This window comes from Maricaulis sp. MIT060901 (genome assembly GCF_047123815.1).
Classification (GTDB): domain Bacteria; phylum Pseudomonadota; class Alphaproteobacteria; order Caulobacterales; family Maricaulaceae; genus Maricaulis.
Genome location: NZ_CP138920.1, coordinates 2,474,375 through 2,492,023, shown reverse-complemented (window position 1 = coordinate 2,492,023; position 17,649 = coordinate 2,474,375). Strand labels below are relative to the sequence as shown.

General features: G+C 60.8%; 19 protein-coding genes and 1 pseudogene. 5 read left to right on the top strand and 15 right to left on the bottom strand.

Features of this window, described 5'->3' with window-relative positions; translation table 11 throughout:
- Window positions 1-15: 15 nt before the first annotated feature.
- From SIC17_RS12200 to ruvC, 9 genes are all read right to left on the bottom strand, one after another.
- A complete protein-coding gene (locus tag SIC17_RS12200) occupies window positions 16-852 on the bottom strand; it encodes a cell envelope integrity protein TolA (RefSeq protein WP_291892282.1) in 837 nt (278 codons plus the stop codon).
- 4 nt (window positions 853-856) lie between these two features.
- A complete protein-coding gene (locus tag SIC17_RS12195; protein ID WP_291892279.1) occupies window positions 857-1,291 on the bottom strand; it encodes an ExbD/TolR family protein in 435 nt (144 codons plus the stop codon).
- A gap of 2 nt (window positions 1,292-1,293) precedes the next feature.
- Window positions 1,294-1,962, bottom strand: a complete 669-nt coding sequence (tolQ, locus tag SIC17_RS12190) for a protein TolQ (protein ID WP_412545534.1) — start codon at window positions 1,960-1,962, stop codon at window positions 1,294-1,296.
- A gap of 218 nt (window positions 1,963-2,180) precedes the next feature.
- Window positions 2,181-2,954, bottom strand: coding sequence for a nuclear transport factor 2 family protein (locus SIC17_RS12185; protein ID WP_412545533.1), 774 nt, complete (start codon window positions 2,952-2,954; stop codon window positions 2,181-2,183).
- Window positions 2,921-3,376: a tol-pal system-associated acyl-CoA thioesterase gene (gene ybgC, locus SIC17_RS12180; protein WP_291892271.1), complete on the bottom strand. Its 456-nt coding sequence runs from the start codon at window positions 3,374-3,376 to the stop codon at window positions 2,921-2,923. Before ybgC ends, SIC17_RS12185 begins: the two co-directional genes overlap by 34 nt.
- Complete coding sequence (gene ruvB / locus SIC17_RS12175; protein WP_412545532.1) at window positions 3,373-4,410, bottom strand: Holliday junction branch migration DNA helicase RuvB; 1,038 nt, start codon at window positions 4,408-4,410, stop codon at window positions 3,373-3,375. The genes ybgC and ruvB overlap by 4 nt, the downstream gene beginning before the upstream one ends.
- Window positions 4,403-5,143 carry an MBL fold metallo-hydrolase gene (locus SIC17_RS12170; RefSeq protein ID WP_412545531.1) on the bottom strand — a complete coding sequence of 247 codons (741 nt, stop codon included), beginning with the start codon at window positions 5,141-5,143 and terminating at the stop codon, window positions 4,403-4,405. Before SIC17_RS12170 ends, ruvB begins: the two co-directional genes overlap by 8 nt.
- Window positions 5,140-5,781, bottom strand: coding sequence for a Holliday junction branch migration protein RuvA (gene ruvA, locus SIC17_RS12165; protein ID WP_412545530.1), 642 nt, complete (start codon window positions 5,779-5,781; stop codon window positions 5,140-5,142). The genes SIC17_RS12170 and ruvA overlap by 4 nt, the downstream gene beginning before the upstream one ends.
- The gene (gene ruvC, locus SIC17_RS12160) at window positions 5,778-6,278 is read right to left on the bottom strand and encodes a crossover junction endodeoxyribonuclease RuvC (RefSeq protein ID WP_291892259.1); all 501 of its coding nucleotides are present in this window, start codon (window positions 6,276-6,278) and stop codon (window positions 5,778-5,780) included. The genes ruvA and ruvC overlap by 4 nt, the downstream gene beginning before the upstream one ends.
- A 299-nt stretch (window positions 6,279-6,577) precedes the next feature.
- Here ruvC and SIC17_RS12155 point away from each other — a divergent pair, with 299 nt between their 5' ends.
- The 4 genes from SIC17_RS12155 to SIC17_RS12140 all read left to right on the top strand — a co-directional run bounded on the left by SIC17_RS12155 (window position 6,578) and on the right by SIC17_RS12140 (window position 9,505).
- Window positions 6,578-6,910: a hypothetical protein gene (locus SIC17_RS12155; protein ID WP_412545529.1), complete on the top strand. Its 333-nt coding sequence runs from the start codon at window positions 6,578-6,580 to the stop codon at window positions 6,908-6,910.
- Window positions 6,911-7,013: 103 nt separating this feature from the next.
- A complete protein-coding gene (locus SIC17_RS12150; protein WP_412545528.1) occupies window positions 7,014-7,598 on the top strand; it encodes a hypothetical protein in 585 nt (194 codons plus the stop codon).
- 64 nt (window positions 7,599-7,662) lie between these two features.
- The gene (locus SIC17_RS12145) at window positions 7,663-8,211 is read left to right on the top strand and encodes a hypothetical protein (RefSeq protein ID WP_412545527.1); all 549 of its coding nucleotides are present in this window, start codon (window positions 7,663-7,665) and stop codon (window positions 8,209-8,211) included.
- Between the two features lie 115 nt (window positions 8,212-8,326).
- Window positions 8,327-9,505, top strand: a complete 1,179-nt coding sequence (locus SIC17_RS12140) for a cupin domain-containing protein (protein ID WP_412545526.1) — start codon at window positions 8,327-8,329, stop codon at window positions 9,503-9,505.
- Window positions 9,506-9,529: 24 nt separating this feature from the next.
- Here the strand turns inward: SIC17_RS12140 and tkt are convergent, their stop codons facing one another.
- From tkt to SIC17_RS12115, 5 genes are all read right to left on the bottom strand, one after another.
- Window positions 9,530-11,506: a transketolase gene (gene tkt, locus SIC17_RS12135; RefSeq protein ID WP_412545525.1), complete on the bottom strand. Its 1,977-nt coding sequence runs from the start codon at window positions 11,504-11,506 to the stop codon at window positions 9,530-9,532.
- Window positions 11,507-11,562: 56 nt separating this feature from the next.
- Complete coding sequence (gene pgi, locus SIC17_RS12130; RefSeq protein ID WP_412545524.1) at window positions 11,563-13,116, bottom strand: glucose-6-phosphate isomerase; 1,554 nt, start codon at window positions 13,114-13,116, stop codon at window positions 11,563-11,565.
- 66 nt (window positions 13,117-13,182) lie between these two features.
- On the bottom strand, window positions 13,183-14,313 hold the full coding sequence (locus tag SIC17_RS12125) for an AGE family epimerase/isomerase (RefSeq protein ID WP_291892238.1): 1,131 nt from the start codon (window positions 14,311-14,313) through the stop codon (window positions 13,183-13,185).
- Window positions 14,314-14,339: 26 nt separating this feature from the next.
- Window positions 14,340-15,098: a YebC/PmpR family DNA-binding transcriptional regulator gene (locus SIC17_RS12120; RefSeq protein ID WP_291892236.1), complete on the bottom strand. Its 759-nt coding sequence runs from the start codon at window positions 15,096-15,098 to the stop codon at window positions 14,340-14,342.
- Between the two features lie 88 nt (window positions 15,099-15,186).
- The gene (locus SIC17_RS12115; protein WP_412545523.1) at window positions 15,187-16,152 is read right to left on the bottom strand and encodes a mannose-1-phosphate guanylyltransferase; all 966 of its coding nucleotides are present in this window, start codon (window positions 16,150-16,152) and stop codon (window positions 15,187-15,189) included.
- 69 nt (window positions 16,153-16,221) lie between these two features.
- Between SIC17_RS12115 and SIC17_RS12110 the strand changes: the two genes are divergently transcribed.
- Window positions 16,222-17,366 (top strand): IS3 family transposase gene (locus SIC17_RS12110; RefSeq protein WP_412545501.1). Its coding sequence is split into 2 segments (ribosomal slippage): window positions 16,222-16,510 and window positions 16,510-17,366, totalling 1,146 coding nucleotides; the frame shifts between segments, so codons are not numbered across the junction.
- A 62-nt stretch (window positions 17,367-17,428) separates the two neighbouring features.
- On the opposite strand, the pseudogene SIC17_RS12105 reads toward SIC17_RS12110, so the two are convergent.
- Window positions 17,429-17,524, bottom strand: a pseudogene (locus SIC17_RS12105) (sugar phosphate nucleotidyltransferase); the annotation flags it as partial.
- Between the last annotated feature and the right edge of the window lie 125 nt (window positions 17,525-17,649).

The window sequence follows — 17,649 nt, the reverse complement described above, 5'->3', positions numbered from 1 at the left end:
GCTCCGGTTCAGAAATCAGTTGCCGTATAAAGACGGCGCGAAATTGGCCGTAATTTGACGCCACTCGGAATATTGTTCCGGGGGCAGTGGATAAGGTGCACACACCGAGGCTGCGCGCAACGCACGCTCACCGGCAACACGCAGGTAGGGGTTGGGGGAATTGAGCACGCGGCCCTGGTCGACCAGGCGCGGCGGCCCCATCAGTTCACCATTGCGATTGAGAGACAACTCAACCTCGACGGCCAGCTCATCCGGATGCGGTGCATCCAGCGAATTGCGCCAGCAACGTGCCAGATGGTTTTGCAGGATTACTTGCAGGGTCGCGGTATTACTCTCGCCATTGCCAACGGCACGGCGGCGCTCGCCCGCATCGCTGGCACGCTCGTCGCGCGCTTCATCCACCGTCGCGGCCAGGTCGTCCAGGGAATCAAAGAAGCTGGGCTCCGCCGGTTCGGGTTCCGGCTCCGGGTCCGGACGGCGCGGTTCTTCGCGCACCGGCTCAGGTTCTGGCTCGGGCTCCGGTTCGGGTTCAGCGGCTTCCTCAACCGGATCCGGCGAGATCACGGCAGGTTCAGGCTCCGGTTCCGGGGCCTGTTCCGGTTCGGGTGCCGGATCAACGATCGCGTCTTCCACCGTCGGCTCTTCCTCGACAGGATCCTCGATGATCTCTTCTTCCGGCTCTGGTTCAGGCTCGGGTGCCGCGGCGGTCACATTTGTCGTGTCGGACAGGCTGACCAGCTCGATCGGCACATAGGGTGTCGTCTCGAGCAGATGGGCTGCCCGAGGCAGATAGATCACGCCCGCAGCAATAAAGCCGGCATGAACTACAAGCGAAACGACAAGACCGCGCAACGGATTAGCCCTCCACGGGATCCGTGATCACCTGAACACGCGTAAAGCCCGCAGCCTGAATATCTCCCAGAACCTGGGCGATATGCTGGCCATTGGCGGACGCGTCCCAGCGATAGGCGACCGGGTGATCCGTGCCGGATGCGGCGATGGCGCGAAGACGCGCGCTAAGCTCACCCAGCTCGACCTCGGTTTCCTGCAGGAAGATCGTACCCTCTGCCGTCAGTGTCACCGTGATCGGCTCCTCGATGGCGGGAAGTTGCTGGGCTTCCGTCTCGGGCATGTCGATCTCGATACCGACCGTCAGCAGGGGTGCGGTGACCATGAAAACGATGAGAAGCACCAGCATGACGTCGACAAAGGGCGTCACATTGATCTCGGCCTTGGGCTTCCAGCGGGCTCTGCCGCGTCCACCACCGCCGCTGTCGAGCGAAACGGCCATGACTATTTGCCTTCCCGGTCAGCGAGAGCGGAAAGCTCGTCGACAAACCCGTCAAGACGCGCGCCATACTTGCCGATATTGGCTGACAGCGCGTTGAAGAAAATAACCGCCGGGATAGCTGCCAGCAGGCCCAGCGCCGTGGCGAACAGTGCCTCGGCAATACCCGGCGCAACCACGGCCAGATTGGTGTTCTGTTCCGCGGCGATGGCGCGGAAGGCGTTCATGATGCCCCAGACCGTACCGAACAGGCCGACAAACGGCGCTGCCGAAGCGATCGTCGCCAGGATGCCCAGGCCGGTTTCCGCATTGTTCAGCTGGCGGCTGGCTTCAGCGCCCGCGGCCTTGGCGACACGACCGCCAGGCGCAGTGCCCTTCCACTCGCGCAGACCGGCTGCAAACGTATGACTGAACGGATCGCGCGGGTTCTTGGCAAATTGGTCTGCCAGGGCGTCCAGCGGACGACCGGACCAGAATTCGCGTTCGAAGACCTTGGACTTGCCGTGAAGGCCTTTCATCTGCAGCGACTTGTCGACAGCGATGGCCCACGACCAGATCGACATGAAGGCGAGAATGCCCATCACGCCCTTGACCACCCAGTCTGCGCGCATGAACAGGTCATAGAAGGAAAAGCCCTCTACCGCCTGGGCGACATCAACCACACTAGTTTCCATGAGTGTATTCCTTGGCTGCGTTCCGTCACAACGCGTCGGATACGCGACGCAACTCTTCAAACTCTCCCCGGCGTGCCGCGCGCCTTCCCCAATGCATTGCGACCTGGCTGGACAGCCAATGACGCAGGAATGCGGCAAATTTCTGATGTGATAGCACAAGACCCGCGCTGAATTGCAGACCCTTATCGCATGAGGCGAGAAGAAATCTATGCAACCCGTTACAGGGGCATAAAACTTCGGTCATTCCCGGGCGGTGCCTGATTGACCGCTCGTTCGGCAATGTCCCAGTGCTCGACGATTTTTCCGTCCTCGACACGGAACAGGTCACAAGCGCGATATTCATGGCCTCGAAAGTCAATGACCGAGAAAACGGCCGCAAAGTCATGATAGGCGACGACATCGGAGATGCAGACGTACCTCAAGGCATCGACGCGGCTCATTTCTTCATCCAGGAATTGAACGAAACCCTGATAGTCGGCCAGCATGTACGGGTTGTGCGTGATGAAACAATCGCGGTCGAGCCAGTCAGCGCAAGCAGCGACATTGCCGCCCGACAACACCTGGGACACGAAGCCGATCACGGCGGCATGTGTCTCTTTCGTATCCGCGGCAGCATCCAGAGCCCGTGTTCCGGCGACTCTGGTAAAGTCCGGATTGTCCCGCTCTACCTGCCTGTTGGTCACCTGGTGGACAATCCGACCAGTCGCCCCGGGCTCCATGCTCAAAAGGCTCATTGTGACCCATTGCACGCCCGGCGCCGGGAACTGGACCATATGCATGAACAGATAGGGGTCGTCCGGAAACGATCGAACAACTTCGAATTGGAAATTGGGCGGCGCAGACGGCCGTTCTTCGCCATACCTAGCATGACGCATTTCGTTCAATTCGCCAGTCAAGCCAGCTTGCTTGTTCATACGGCCTCCCCCAAAGCCAATATGAAAAGCGTAGCGGGTTTTGGTTAGCTGTCTACCGGAATAACCATATTCTGCCATTTCGCGGCCATGGATCTGGGAGGACGCTTGACCGCGCCATCCAGAGAGATGCACACCGCCTGGACATCTGCTGACGCAATCAGCGTCTCACCGCGCATCAAACGCTGTTCGATCATCAGTCGCGCGCCTTTCTGGGGCCGGAACAGGGTTTCCACCACCAGGGCATCGTCCACCCTAGCAGCGACTGCGAACTCGATCGACATCCGGCGCACGGCAAAGGCCAGCGGGTCGTCCGCCTGTGCCAGTTCAGAATGATGGATGCCCAGACAACGCAGACTGTCCGTGCGGCCTCGCTCGAAAAAGTGCAGATAACGGGCGTGATAAACGACGCCAGAGAAATCGGTGTCTTCGTAATAAACGCGAACCGGCAGACGATGGACCTTGTCGTCGCACAGAACGCCAGCCGTCGGCTCCAGGCTCATTTGCCACCTCCGAAAAGATCCATGTCCGCGGACTGCGGAATCTCGATGCCCATATGCTCCCAAGCCCGCGGAGCCGCCATGCGGCCACGCGGCGTACGCTGGATAAACCCCTGCTGGATCAGGAAGGGCTCGACCACATCCTCGAGCGCATCACGCGCCTCGGCCAGAGCCGCTGCCAGCGTTTCCACGCCGACCGGGCCACCCCGGAACGTATGCAGAAGCGCATGCAGATAGCGCCGATCAAGACTGTCCAGGCCGATCTTGTCGACCTCCAGCCGGCGTAATGCCCGGTCGGCCACCTCGGCCGAGATCTGTTCGGCGCCCTCGGCCTCGGCGAAATCGCGCACCCGGCGCAACAAGCGCCCGGCGACACGCGGGGTCCCGCGCGCCCGTCGGGCAACCTCCAGCGCGCCCTCCGGCGAGGCATTGATGCCGAATTTCGCGGCATTGCGCGCCACGATCGAGGCCAGCTCCGCGGCGTCGTAGAATTCCAGCCGGACCGGCACGCCGAAACGGTCACGCAGAGGTGTCGCCAGCAAACCGGCCCGTGTGGTCGCGCCCACGAGTGTAAAGGGCGGGAGGTCGATACGGACGGTGCGCGCTGAAGGCCCCTCCCCGATCACCAGATCCAGGCAGAAGTCCTCCATCGCCGGATAAAGGACTTCCTCCACAGCCGGAGAAAGGCGGTGGATCTCGTCGATGAAAAGCACATCGCGCGGCTCGAGATTGGTCAGGATGGCAGCGAGGTCGCCGGCCTTGGCGATAACCGGACCTGAAGTCGCCCGAAAACCGACACCCAATTCACGAGCGACGATCTGCGCCAGCGTCGTCTTGCCCAGCCCGGGCGGCCCGGAAAGCAGGACATGGTCCAGCGCCTCTTCACGGCGGCGCGCCGCCTCGACGAAGACCTTCAGGTTCTCGATCGATGCTTTCTGGCCAACAAAATCGCCAAAGGAAAGCGGACGCATCGCCTTGTCGCGATGATCGCCCGCCTGCATCTCAGCCTCGATTATCCGGTCGTCTTGTTCAGTCATGGTCCCCGGGATTGATCACAATCCGGTCTCCCGGATCAACCAGCGAATTCCCCTTGCCGAGATATTCGGCCATCTGTTCACCGGAAATATGGGCTGGCACATGTACGGCAACATGCCGCGCGCCGGCGAACCGGCCGCTCAGCTCGGCCTGTCCGGTTTCCGATTGCACGAACCAGATCGGGTACAGCACAACATCAATGTCCTCGTCATCAAGGACCGTGAAATCGGCTTCGTCGGGATTGGTATCCCCCAGATGCAGGACCGATGTCCCGCCCAGCTCGATGATGAAGGCATGATTGTCCATGCCCTCCATGTGGAACATCGGGACGGCACGCACGGAAAGGCCGTCCGGCAGCTCCGTCGCGCTGGCGCTCAGCTGGCTGCTGACCTGGTCCGGAGCCATCAGCACCAGCGCGTCATTCGCGGCGAGAGCCAGACCGGCTTCCCCGGCGTTGAAATGATCGCCGTGTTCATGCGTGAACAACAGGGCATCAACGCCGTCAACCTCGCCGGAAGCAGTGATCATGGCCTCGCGGTCATCGCTGGTGGGAACATGAAAACGCCCTTCGTAGACGTCCGTGAACAGGGCATCGAAAAGTACCTTGTTCTCGCCCTGGCTCACCATGACTCCCATATTGGCAACAAGGCGAATTTGGACAGTATCGGGGGTCGTGTCCGTCGTCGCGCACACGGTAGATGCCAACGCAAGCGCGCCGGCAAAAGCGGAAATCATGGAGCCAACTCCTTCAAAGACTGGCGAATGACTTCCCCGAGCTCCAAGCCTTCACCTCCATTACGCTGTACTGTCGCCACGGCTTGCCGGGCAACGGTCTCTGCATAACCCAGATTAAGCAGGGCCGATACGGCCTCCTCCCTCACAGCTCCGTCATCGGAGGAAGCCTTGCCGGAAGTGCTTGTCGCGCTCGGCGTAGTAGCGTGAGCAGGCAGGCCGATCCCCAGATTGCGCCCGACCGGCGGCGCCTTGTCCTTGAGTTCCGTGGCAATTCGCGTGGCCAGTTTCGGCCCGACACCCTTGGCCCGTCCGAACGTGGCCTTGTCACCCAGCGCCACCGCACTCGCGATCTCCGATACCGGCACAGCATCCAGAATGGCAAAGGCAGCCTTGGCGCCCACTCCCTGCACAGACTGAAGGTGCACGAACCAGGCCCGCTCCGTCTCATCCAGGAAACCAAACAGCTTGAAGGCATCTTCGCGGACATGCGTCTCGATGTGCATCTTCACCTGGGCGCCAACTTCCAGTCTCGCCAGGGTCTGTACACCTGCCGCCACAAGATAACCCACACCGTTGACGTCAATCACGGTCTCGTCCGCCCCGACCGCGTCAACGACACCCTTGAGCATTCCGATCATGCGACTTCCCCTCTCACATGGGTATTCCTGTTGTGGGCATGGCAGATGGCAATCGCCAGCGCATCTGCAGCATCGGCCGTGGCCTTCACGCCTGGCAGCAGGACACCGACCATGGCCGAGACCTGGGTCTTGTCGGCGCCACCTGTTCCAACCACAGCCTTTTTGACCAGGCGTGCGGCGTATTCGAACACGGGTCGGTCCGTGGAGGCCGGCGCGAGAAGCGCAGCGGCGCGCGCATGACCGAGCTTCAGTGCAGAGGAGGCATTCTTGGCCATGAAAGCTTCCTCGATGGCGCATTCATGTGGCTGGTATTCCTCGACCAGCTGCAGCACACCGCGGAAAATGACGGTCAGGCGATCGGACAGCGGCTGGTCAGTCGGCGGCTTGATCGTGCCATGCGCGACATGGCTCATGCGGTTTCCGGAAACGTCGATTACGCCCCAGCCCATACATCTCAGACCCGGATCGATCCCAAGCAAGCGTGTTCTTGATGTCATCAGCGCCTCCGGTTGTGACTAAACACTGCTCCGCACAAGAGAACAAGCCGTGAACATCAGAGAATCTCTGCAAAGTGGCTATTTAAAACGGCATTTTCTCGCAAGGGTAACAGCGCAATGAAAATCAGTCGCAAATATCATGACAATTATTCGCAAAAACATCGGTTAAGCGATTGATCCGTATTGATATTTTTTCTTGAACTTTTGTTTGCCCTGCTCGCGCGCCGCGCGTAGTCTTCTGACCAGAGCATATGCGTGACCGCGTCGGGCGGTCTTATGGCTACTGGGGAGACTATAAAATGGCTAAAAAGGGCAAAATGAGCCGTCGCTCATTCCTGACCCGCGTTGCAGGCGGCACGGTTGTTACCGGCACTGTTGCTGCAGTTGCGGGCGCGACGATGCTTCAGCGTTCCGTCGATGCAGATCCGGTTGATGCTGCAGCTCGCACCGGCATCACGGACAGCGATCCGAATGACTACGCAAACCACGGCTCCAGCTACACCGGTGTCACCGACAGCGATGGTGGTGCTTGCGCCGACACGTCCGGCTATGGCCGCGGCAATACCGGCTACACCGACAGTGATGGCGGCGCCTGCAGCGATCCGGGTGGTCGCGGTCGCGGCCCGGCATAGTCGGGTTCAATTCCAAGGGGCGGCCTGCACAACCGCCCCTTTTTCGTATCTTGCGGGGGACAACGGGCCCGCTGTGGCCCGCTAGCTAAATTGGGAGCAAGACATGGCTAAAAAAGGCAAGCTCAGCCGCCGTTCCTTCATGACCAGCGTGGCTGGTGGTGTCGCGGCGACCGGTGCGGTTGGCCTGGTTACCGGTGGTAGCCTGGCGCAGAACTATACCGGCCGCACGGACAGTGACGGTGGTACTTATGCCGACCGTTCCGGATATGGCCGCACGGGAATGACGGACAGTGATACAGGTGGCGGCAGCGATCGCGCCGGTTATGGTCGCGGCCGTTCAGGCCTGACCGACAGCGACCCCAGTGATGCTGTTGGCAATGGACGCGGACGCAGCGGAATTACTGACAGCGATCCCAGCGATCCGGCAGGCAATGGCCGCGGTCGCACCGGCCTCACCGACAGTGACCCCAGTGACCCGGTCGGCAATGGCCGTGGACGCTCCGGGGTCACGGACAGCGATCCGAGTGACCCCGCCGGCAATGGCCGCGGTTCGTCAACGGACAGCGACAGCGGTTCCTGTTCCGATCCGGGCGGCCGTGGGCGCGGTCACGTACAGCCAGGCACGACAGACAGTGATACGGGCGGCTGTGCCGACCCGGCCGGTCGCGGACGTTCGCGCCGCTACTAGACCTTTGGGTTGATGACGGACTTCCGGCCCGCCGGGAGTCCGTTCTCATTTGTGGAGACAGGTAATGGCTAAACGTGGAAAGATCTCTCGCCGCTCCTTTCTGGTGCGCGTAGCGGGCGGGTCCCTAACTCTGGGTGCTGGCAGCGTCGTCAGCGCGTGCGCGACAACAGGCTACACGGACGCAGACCCGTTCGATCCGATTGGCGGAGGCCGGGGACCTGGATCACGTGGCGTGACAGACGGCGATGCCGGCGCCTATGCAGACCCGGTCGGTCGCGGCCGAGGCGGCTATCGTTCCGGCATCACTGATGCCGATTCAGGCGCCTATGCCGACCCGGCTGGCAATGGCCGCGGTGGTTCCGGTGTTACCGACAGCGACAGTGGCTCCTATGCGGACCCGGCAGGCAATGGACGGGGCGGCTCGGGCATCACGGACAGCGATAGCGGTTCCTATGCAGATCCCGCGGGTAATGGCCGCGGCGGCCATCGCACCGGCATCACTGACAGTGACAGCGGAACCTATGCCGACCGTGCCGGAAATGGCCGCGGGCGCGGCTGTACCGACAGCGATACTGGCAGCTATGCAGACCCGGTGGGACGCGGTCGCTGCTGACCCCGTATCAACTGTAAAAACAAGGCTTCGCGACGATCTGTCGCGAAGCTTTTTTTCGTGCGCAAAATCAATTTCCACGCTTAGATGCCGGTATTGAAAATGGGGGAGTGAATCCATGAAACCCTGGGCCAAGGACGTTTTCGGCTATCTGTTCGATCCGGTCTCTGCGGAGGAGTTCTTTGCGCAATACCATGAGCGCAAGGCGCTGGTGAGCAAACACAAGGACGGAAACCGGTACCGCGATCTGTTGTCGATCGAGCGGATTGATGAACTGGTCTCCAGCATCAATTTCCAACCTGGCTCACTGGACATGACCCGCGCAGATCCGCCGGTGAACCGCGAAGACTATACGTTCAACTCCGGCGCCATTGACCGCGGCGGCGTCGCCCGCCAGTTTCAGCAGGGCGCAACGCTGATCCTGCCACAACTGCATGAGGTTGACGCCACCCTGGCAGATTTCTGTCGGGCCATGGAATCGCACCTGTCCTGCCATGTGCAAACGAACATCTATCTCACCCCGCCGGACGCGCAGGGCTTCAAGACACATTATGACGACCATGATGTGTTTGTCCTGCAGGTCTCCGGTTCGAAATCCTGGCGCCTCTACGACACGCCGGTCGACAAGCCCTTCCGTGGCGAGGGTTTCCGCAGCGGCGAACACGAGATCGGCGACCCGGTCGAGGAATTTGTCCTGGAAGCCGGTGATTGCGCCTATGTTCCGCGAGGCCTGATGCACGACGCGCTGACGCATGGTGACGAGGCCTCCCTGCACATCACCGTGGGCCTGATCGTGAAGACCTGGGCCGATCTGATGCTGGAAGTGATTTCCGAAGTCGCCCTGCGCCACCCGGAATTCCGCCAGTCCCTGCCAGTGGGTTTCGCACGGCCGGATTTCGACATGGAAAGCGTGCGCCCGCACTTCAAAAACCTGGTCTCGACCTTCGCGAAGGAAGCAGACCTGGACGAAGCCTTCCATATCTATGTGGACAATTTCATCCAATCGCGCCTACCCGCGACGGAAGGCACGATCGCCAATTTCCAGACGCCGACCGACCCGTCCAAACGCTATCGCCTGAAGGCCAATACGCCCTGGCGCATGGCCGAGGATGGCGAGGAGATCGTGATTATCACCTCGGGTGGAGAGATCCGTTTCCCGGCCAAGGCCGAGCCGGGCCTGCACACCCTGCTGGATGGTGGTGAAATCAGCCTGGCGACGTTCGCCAACCTGGACTCCAAAGACCAACAGGCGACCATTGGCCGCCTGTTCGCATTCGGTCTGGCTGAACCGGTCTGATACGAACCGGCCGTGGGGCGCTCGTCAGGCGAGCGCCTTGCGGACGGCATCGGCAACAGCCGGCGCTGTGATATTGAAATGCTCGTAGAGCTCGCCGGCCGGCGCGCTGGCACCGAATCCGGACATGCCCACAAACTGTCCCTTGCGTCCGATGATGCTGTCCCAGCCATAGCGCAGAGCCGCCTCTACACCGATCACCGGCAGATCTGTTCCCAGCACCTCGTCCTGGTAGGCCGCATCCTGATCGTGGAAGATATCCAGGCACGGCGCGGATACGACCCGAACGGCAATTCCCTCCTCGGCCAGCTTGGCCTGGGCTTCAACAGCCAGTGAAACCTCCGAACCGGTCGCCACGATAACCGCCTTGGCGTTGTCCGCATCGCGCAGGACATAGGCCCCGCGGCTGGACAGGTTCTCAAAACCGTCATCCTCACGCAGGAAGGGCAGTTTCTGACGCGACAGTGCCAGAACGCTCGGACCATTGTCGCGCTTGAGTGAGAGCTCCCAGGCTTCCGCGGTCTCCAGCGCATCGGCCGGACGGAAGACGTGCATGTTTGGAATAGCGCGCAGGGACGCCAGTGTCTCGACCGGCTGGTGGGTCGGCCCATCTTCGCCCAGACCGATGGAGTCATGGGTCAGAACATAGACTACCGGCTGTTCCATCAACGAGGACAGGCGCATGGAGCCACGGCAATAATCGGCAAAGACCAGGAAGGTCGCGACGTAAGGCGTGACACCGCCATGCAGTGCCATACCGTTCGCACACGCTGCCATGCCATGCTCGCGCACACCGAAATGGATGTACGGGCCGGCATAATCATCAGCAGAAACAGCACCGCCATGGGTGGTCTTGGTCAGGTTGGACCCGGTCAGATCCGCAGACCCACCAATCAGGCCTGGCCAGCTGCGGATGATCGCTTCCAGCGTCTTGCCCGAAGCCGCCCGGGACGCCAGATCGGGACGTTCTTCTGCCACCTGCTTGCGCCAGGCGGAAAGCGCTTCAAGACCCGCTTCGCCCGGCTCACCGGAAAGCTGGGCAACCAGCTCGTCGGCCTTGTCGGTGGACGCCAGGCGATCTCGCCAGGCTTCATGAGCTTCCGGGGATCCGACAGCACGCCAGTTCTCATAGACCTCGTCCGGGACAACAAACGGCGCGTGATTCCAGCCCAGCGCCTTGCGTGCGCCTGCGATTTCTTCCTCGCCCAGCGGCGCACCGTGGCTGCCAGCTGTGCCGGCCTTGGTCGGCGCACCGAAACCGATCGTGGTCTGACAGGAGATCAGTACCGGCTTGTCGCTCTGGCGCGCTTCGGAGAGCGCCTGGTCGATCGCGTCCATGTCATGGCCATCAACGCGCGCCGTCGCCCAGCCCGCGGCCTCGAAACGCTTGAGAACATCGGTGGACTCCGAAACGCTGGTCGCACCATCGATGGAGATTTCATTGTCGTCCCAGAGCACACAGAGACGGTTCAGCTTGAGATGACCGGCAATCGAGATGGCTTCATGGCTGATGCCTTCCTGGAGGTCACCATCGGAAGCGATAACCCAGGTACGGTGATCAACGAGGTCATCGCCATATTCCGCGTTCAGCATGCGCTCGGCCAGCGCCATGCCGACCGCCATGGAAATGCCCTGCCCCAGCGGGCCTGTGGTCGCTTCCACACCCGGTGTGTGACCATATTCCGGGTGTCCGGCGGTCAGCGATCCCATCTGACGGAATTTACGAAGCTCATCCATCGTGATGTCTTCAAAGCCGGTCAGGTGCAGCAGGGAGTAGATCAGCATGGAGCCGTGGCCGGCAGACAGGATGAACCGATCCCGGTCAGCCCAGCCCGGCGCGGCCGGGTCAAACTTCATGTGGCGCGCCCAAAGCACGGTGGCCACATCTGCCATACCCATCGGCATGCCCGGATGTCCGGAATTAGCCGCCTGCACTGCATCCATCGACAGGGCGCGGATTGCATTGGCCATGTCAGTGTATTGCGAACCGATATTCGTGCTCATGATCGCCTCTTTAAGATCCGCTGTCCGTGTAGCGGGATTCGGAGTGGGATGAAGCCTTACCGGCCCCCAAAACCGGTCCGGTCCAGCAACGCTTTTGTGGACGCGTCGTACTCTTTCGTATCGCCTTTGAGAATACCCGTTGTCAGGACTTTCCCGAGCTCGACGCCCCACTGGTCGTACGGATTAATTCCGTAGACAACACCTTCAACGAATACCTTATGCTCGTGCAGGGCAATCAGCGCGCCCAACGTCGCCGGATTGAGATCGTCCAGCAGCAGCATAGCGGAGGGGCGCCCGCCCGGCATGGATTTGTGGCTCGCCAGCTCGCCTTCGTCTGCCGTGTCCAGCTGGCGACCATCCAGGAGCGCTGCGCCCTGGGCCGCCATGTTCGCTGCCAGTGCGCGTTCGCGGGCATCCTCGCTGGCGAAGTGACGTTTCACGCCGATGAAGTCGACGGGAACGATATCCTTGCCCTGGTGCAGCCACTGGAAGAAGGAGTGCTGGATCTCGGTACCGGCTCCCCCCCAGACCAGGGCGCCACCCGCAGTTGGTGCGGGCTCTCCGTCCACGGTCACGGACTTGCCCAGCGATTCCATTTCCAGCTGCTGGAGATAATCCGCCAGCTTCCCAAGACGAGCGGAATAGGCCGCAACACAGCGGCTGGGATAACCCAGCGCGACCCGGTTCCACGCATCGACCAGGCCTTTCAACACCGGCAGGTTCTGGGCAAGGGGAGCTGTGGCGAAATGCGTATCCATCTGTCGGGCACCCTCGCGGAAAGCTGCGAAGACTTCCGGCCCCAGACCAATTTCCAGACTCAGCCCGACCGCGCTCCAGACAGAATAGCGACCGCCCACCCAATCCGGGAAGTCAAACACGCGCTCCGCCGGAATGCCAAAGGCCGCCGCCTTGTCCGGCGCCGCGGATGCTGCAGCGAAATGTCCCCCGAGCCGGTCTTCAGCGACATACGCGGACAACCAGGCGCGAGCCGCCTCTGCCCCCATCAGGGTTTCCTGGGTCGAGAAAGACTTGGACGCGACGATGAAAAGAATGCTCTCCGGATCCGCACCCTCGACCGCGAGGCGAAGATCACTGGGATCAAGGCTCGCGACAAATCGCATTTCCGGTCCGCCATCAGCGAACTCGGCCAGGGCATCCGCAATCAGCCGGGGACCCAGATCAGAGCCGCCGATACCGATATTGACGACGCGGGAAATCGCCTTGCCGGACGGCTGATACTCTCCTGCCCTTACCGCACGAGCAAATTCACGTGTCTGGGCCTGGGTACGCTCAACCAGTTCGGCGGCATCAGAACCGTCGATTTTCGCGCCTTCACGATAGGCCATGTGCAGCGCCGGCCGGCCTTCGGTCGCATTGACGATGCCGCCGGACAGCAGAGCATCGCGATGGCTGGAAAGGTTCAAGCCTTCGGCGAAGTCCAGCAATGCCGTCAGCGCGGCCGGATCGAGACACTGCTTCGTCAGATCCAGTTCGACACCTGCTGCGTTGAACACCCAGTCGGAGAGCGCGTCGCCCCGCCCGTCCACGATGGAACGAAGGGAGCCGCCAGCCAGACGGTCTGCATGGGTTTTCAGGGCGTCGAGAGACATGGGGGACTACCTCGTCAATTCGGTAAAACTCAGGCGTATCGCTCAGGCGACAACGACATGTTTACGCTAACACAGATCTGAGTCGAGTAATTTGTCGGCTTCGATCAGGGCACCGATAATGTGATAGGGCGTGCTCGCAGGCATGTCGTCGCCAACCGGATTTCCGGCGCCGTCAAAATGCTCGATCCACCCGCCGGGCAAGGATACAGCGAAGTGCTTGTCCAGCATGGCCCGCCCCGCCATTTCCAGGGCCACGTCAGCTCCCTCAAATCCCCGTGTCTTCGCCACACAGGCCGCGCGGAACCACTCATTCTGCATCCAGGTGCGGGTTCCGTGCTCGGACACAACACCCGTCTCGTCCATTGAGCTGATCAAAAGCCCGCTCGACGGATTTATCCCCATCCTCATGGCATTTCGGAACAAATGCTCGGCAGCAGGGCTGATATCCTCGCCACTCAGCAGGGCGTACTTGTTCAGCAGCCACACCCATTCAAACATATGCCCGGGCTCGGCAACCGGCCCGGTTTCGGCGGACAGGCGTTTCAGATCACTCTCGAAAAACTCGAAGAGAACGCCGTGATCTTTCGAATAAAATCTCTGATGAAAGAGAGCGTGGATTTCAGTGGCTCGCGCCAGTCCACCCTTGCCTCCCGCCTGCCGGAAAATCATCAGCGCTTCGAACAAGTGCATGTGTGGATTCTGCCGCCTGGGTACATTCCCCGCCCCGACCGCTTCGATATATCCGCCTGTGGGATGGCACATGCGCGTGTCCAGAAACTCCAACAAATCGTCGCAGTCCTGCAGATATCTGGGATCACCGGTGACTTCGGCCAGGAAGCTTGCAGCCAGAAGAATGAAGGCGTGATCATAGAGGTCACGCAGGTCCGAGATAATCTCGCCACGGGCATTCAGACGATGGGCATAGCCCCCATCGGGATGGCGCGCATGTTTTTGCAGATAGTCCCAGCCAGACTGAGCGGCCTCCAGTCCATCACACCAGCCGCGAAGGTGAGCCCGGGCGAACGTGTAAATCTGACGTGCCTGAACCCTAACTCGTCGGTCAGCATCGCGTCGAGGTTCGCCCCTAGCGTCAAAGACTTCGAAAAAGCCGCCGGTCTCGGGATCGAGCGATTTCTCGCGCCAAAGCGGGAAGAATGAATGAACACCCCAGTCAGCCAGTGCCTTTACAGTGTCCATCCCACTCCCCGATCTCAGCTGGACAATCAAGCGTTAGCCATGTCCTCGTCGGAAATGTCGAAATTTGCGTAAACATTCTGGACGTCATCGCAGTCTTCGAGCGCTTCCATCATCTTCATCAAGGTATCAACCTTGTCACCTGGAACCTCGATCAGGTTCTGCGGCTTCCAGATGATTTTGGCAGAAGACGGGTCCTCGAACTGTTCGGAAAGCGCGGAGACAACTTCCATCAGATCTTCACGCGCCGTGAAGATGACGTGCTGGCCCTCGTTTTCCTCATCACCCTGTTCGGATGCAACATCTTCGGCGCCGGCCTCGATGGCCGCTTCCATCATCGTGTCCTCGTCAGCCTTGGACAGCGGGTAGCGGATCTCGCCGACATTATCGAACATGAAAGCCACGGAGCCTGTTTCGCCCATGTTTCCGCCATTCTTGGCAAAGGCGGTGCGGACTTCGGCGGCTGCACGATTCTTGTTGTCCGTGGAGACTTCCACGATCACCCCGATACCGGCCGGCCCGAAACCCTCGTAACGGATGTCTTCATACGTATCCGCATCACCGCCGGACGCCTTGTCGATGGCTCGCTGGATATTGTCCTTGGGCATGGACTGGCCCTTGGCGTTGGCAACAGCCAGGCGCAGACGCGGATTGGCATCAGGATCAGGGCCACCCAGTTTCGCAGCGATCGCGATCTCCTTGGAGAGGCGCGAGAACAGCTTGGAACGCACCGCGTCCTGACGACCTTTGCGGTGCTGGATATTCGCCCATTTGGAATGTCCGGCCATTGTACAATCCCTTTGTGTAACAGTCTTTGTCCGCTTAATACCGGCTCCGCCAATTTATGGCTACCGGGTGATCACATTGATTGCCGCGTCAGAGCAGGTCGAGTCGCCCCTCGGTCCGCAGGGTCTCCACGAGTTTCTTGACGTCCTGGTCATTGGCCATGTCAGCCACGAGGACCGCGTCCTCGGTTGCGACCACCATGATGCGATCACAGCCGATGACACCCACACGCGCACCCGTCGAATAAACAAGGCTGCGCCGGGTATCGATCAGATGCGTATCGCCAATCATCACATTGGCGCTCTCATCCTTCTCGCTGACATCCCAAAGTGAAGACCAGGAACCGACATCGGACCAGTCGAAATCGGCCGGCACGACCGCGGCGCGATCAGTTTTCTCCATCACGGCATAGTCGATGGAATCTGACGGACAGGCGGCAAAGGCATCAGCGTCGAGACGCGATACAATTTCCTCCCGGCTCGCATCGCCAAGCGCCCGTCGGCAGGCGGACAGGATCTCCGGCTGCAGCTTCTCCAGCTCGGCGCGCATCGTGCTCGCCTTGAACAGAAAAATCCCTGCATTCCAGTAATAGCGACCGTCCGAGAGGAATTTCCTGGCCGTGGCCAGGTCCGGCTTTTCAGTAAACGCCTCGACCTTGTAACCCTCGCCCTGCGCCCTGCCGCGGCAGATATAGCCAAATCCCGTCGCAGGACCCGTCGGGCGAATACCGAAAGTGACGATATTGCCTGCTGCGGCCAGGTTGGCTGCGCGCGAAACCGTCACGCGGAAAGCTTCCTCATCCTTGATGTGGTGATCGGCTGGCATGAGCAAGACCAGAGCGTCATCGCCATGGTTCTGCGCCACCATCTCCGCCGAGACGGCTGCGACAGCCGCTGTATTGCGCGCCATCGGCTCTACCACGTAGGAGATATCGTCCCGATCCTTGCCAAGCAGGTCGCGAGCACCGTCGAGCTGGTCACCACCGAGGACGATCACCGGTGGGTGAAATGCCACTTCATCGCCTTGCTGTGCTCGCCGCACCGTCGCCTCGATCATGGAGATATCAGAGACCAGTGAAGTGGTCCTAGAAATTCGGACAGGTTGCTAAGGTGTATCCCGACCCGCATGGAGGGATACGAGATGACGAGACGTCGGAAGTTCACAGATCAGTTCAAAGCGAAGGTTGCGCTTGAGGCGCTGCGTGGGGACCGGACGATCCAGGAGATAGCGGCTCGGCACCAGGTTCACCCGAACCAGGTGAGCATGTGGAAACGTCAGGCTGTCGAGGGCATGGCGGACGTGTTTGCGCGTGGCGGCAAGACTGACGGGCCAAGCGAGGCGGAGGTCAAGGAGCTGCACGCCAAGATCGGGAGGCTGGCGGTGGAGAACGATTTTTTATCACAAGGGCTCAAGCGATGAGCCCTGCGGAGAAGAAAGCGTTGATCCGCCGCGACCATGAAGCGCTGAGCATCAGCCAGCAGTGTCGGCTGGTGAAGCTGAGCCGGTCATCCTTCTATTATGAACCGGTTGGTATCGACGCGGTGACGCTGGACGTGATGAAGTCGATCGACCGGGTGTTCACGAAGTATCCCTTCTTCGGGTCGCGCCAGATCGCTGCGTATCTGCGCCGGGAAGCGATCATCGTTGGACGCCACCGGGTGCGGCGGTTGATGGCGAAGATGGGGCTGGAAGCGATCTACAAGCGGCCGCGAACCAGCCAGCCGCATCCCCACCATCGGATCTATCCGTATCTGCTCCGGGGCATGGCGGTCGAACGGGCCAACCAGGCCTGGTGTGCCGACATCACCTTCATCCCGGTCCGCCACGGCTTCCTCTATCTGGTGGCGATCATGGACTGGGCGACGCGCAAGGTCCTGAGCTGGCGGCTCTCCAACACGATGCATGCGGACTTCTGCGTCGAGGCACTGCAAGACGCCATCGCCCGCTTCGGCCCACCGCAGATCATGAACACGGATCAGGGCAGCCAGTTCACCGGGGCGGCCTGGATCACCACGCTCAGTGAGGCCGGGGTCCAGATCTCGATGGATGGCCGCGGCCGCTGCATGGACAATATCTTCATCGAGCGACTGTGGCGGTCATTAAAGCAGGAGGCGATCTATCTTGAGGAGCTGAACGATGGCTTCGCTGCGCATCGGACCATCAAAAACTGGATGATCTTCTACAACACAGAGCGGCCTCATTCCGCCCTCTTGCGGCGTACGCCGCAAGAGGCATACTGGGGCTCAAGAGACGAAAAACAGGCGGCATGACAACAATCCCGGATACACCTTAACTCAGCCGCCAAACTGTCCGGAAAACCGGGACCACTTCACAGTGCATGCACCTGTTTCGGGCGCGCAGCGCGGGAGAGCGGCCACAATCGCGTACCGGCGCCTCCGGACATGATGACGGGGACGATCTCGCTCATTGAATCTGCCTTTTCGATCGTTTGTTTTCTGGCCTTCCGGGAACGACAATTACCGCGGCACGGCAATGGCTTGGCGCAAACTAATCACGACTCTCCGACGAGGGGAACCGCTTGCGAGTGGACAG

What these genes read in the sequence shown, in the direction of transcription:
- SIC17_RS12115 (WP_412545523.1), bottom strand. Translation starts at nt 16,152, where the DNA reads ATGATCGAGGCGACGGTGCGGCGAGCACAGCAAGGCGATGAAGTGGCA.
- SIC17_RS12155 (WP_412545529.1), top strand. Translation starts at nt 6,578, where the DNA reads ATGGCTAAAAAGGGCAAAATGAGCCGTCGCTCATTCCTGACCCGCGTT.
- SIC17_RS12125 (WP_291892238.1), bottom strand. Translation starts at nt 14,313, where the DNA reads ATGGACACTGTAAAGGCACTGGCTGACTGGGGTGTTCATTCATTCTTC.
- ruvC (WP_291892259.1), bottom strand. Translation starts at nt 6,278, where the DNA reads ATGACATCAAGAACACGCTTGCTTGGGATCGATCCGGGTCTGAGATGT.
- SIC17_RS12140 (WP_412545526.1), top strand. Translation starts at nt 8,327, where the DNA reads ATGAAACCCTGGGCCAAGGACGTTTTCGGCTATCTGTTCGATCCGGTC.
- SIC17_RS12170 (WP_412545531.1), bottom strand. Translation starts at nt 5,143, where the DNA reads ATGATTTCCGCTTTTGCCGGCGCGCTTGCGTTGGCATCTACCGTGTGC.
- ruvB (WP_412545532.1), bottom strand. Translation starts at nt 4,410, where the DNA reads ATGACTGAACAAGACGACCGGATAATCGAGGCTGAGATGCAGGCGGGC.
- SIC17_RS12195 (WP_291892279.1), bottom strand. Translation starts at nt 1,291, where the DNA reads ATGGCCGTTTCGCTCGACAGCGGCGGTGGTGGACGCGGCAGAGCCCGC.
- ybgC (WP_291892271.1), bottom strand. Translation starts at nt 3,376, where the DNA reads ATGAGCCTGGAGCCGACGGCTGGCGTTCTGTGCGACGACAAGGTCCAT.
- tolQ (WP_412545534.1), bottom strand. Translation starts at nt 1,962, where the DNA reads ATGGAAACTAGTGTGGTTGATGTCGCCCAGGCGGTAGAGGGCTTTTCC.
- SIC17_RS12150 (WP_412545528.1), top strand. Translation starts at nt 7,014, where the DNA reads ATGGCTAAAAAAGGCAAGCTCAGCCGCCGTTCCTTCATGACCAGCGTG.
- ruvA (WP_412545530.1), bottom strand. Translation starts at nt 5,781, where the DNA reads ATGATCGGAATGCTCAAGGGTGTCGTTGACGCGGTCGGGGCGGACGAG.
- SIC17_RS12185 (WP_412545533.1), bottom strand. Translation starts at nt 2,954, where the DNA reads ATGGCAGAATATGGTTATTCCGGTAGACAGCTAACCAAAACCCGCTAC.
- SIC17_RS12145 (WP_412545527.1), top strand. Translation starts at nt 7,663, where the DNA reads ATGGCTAAACGTGGAAAGATCTCTCGCCGCTCCTTTCTGGTGCGCGTA.
- tkt (WP_412545525.1), bottom strand. Translation starts at nt 11,506, where the DNA reads ATGAGCACGAATATCGGTTCGCAATACACTGACATGGCCAATGCAATC.
- SIC17_RS12120 (WP_291892236.1), bottom strand. Translation starts at nt 15,098, where the DNA reads ATGGCCGGACATTCCAAATGGGCGAATATCCAGCACCGCAAAGGTCGT.
- pgi (WP_412545524.1), bottom strand. Translation starts at nt 13,116, where the DNA reads ATGTCTCTCGACGCCCTGAAAACCCATGCAGACCGTCTGGCTGGCGGC.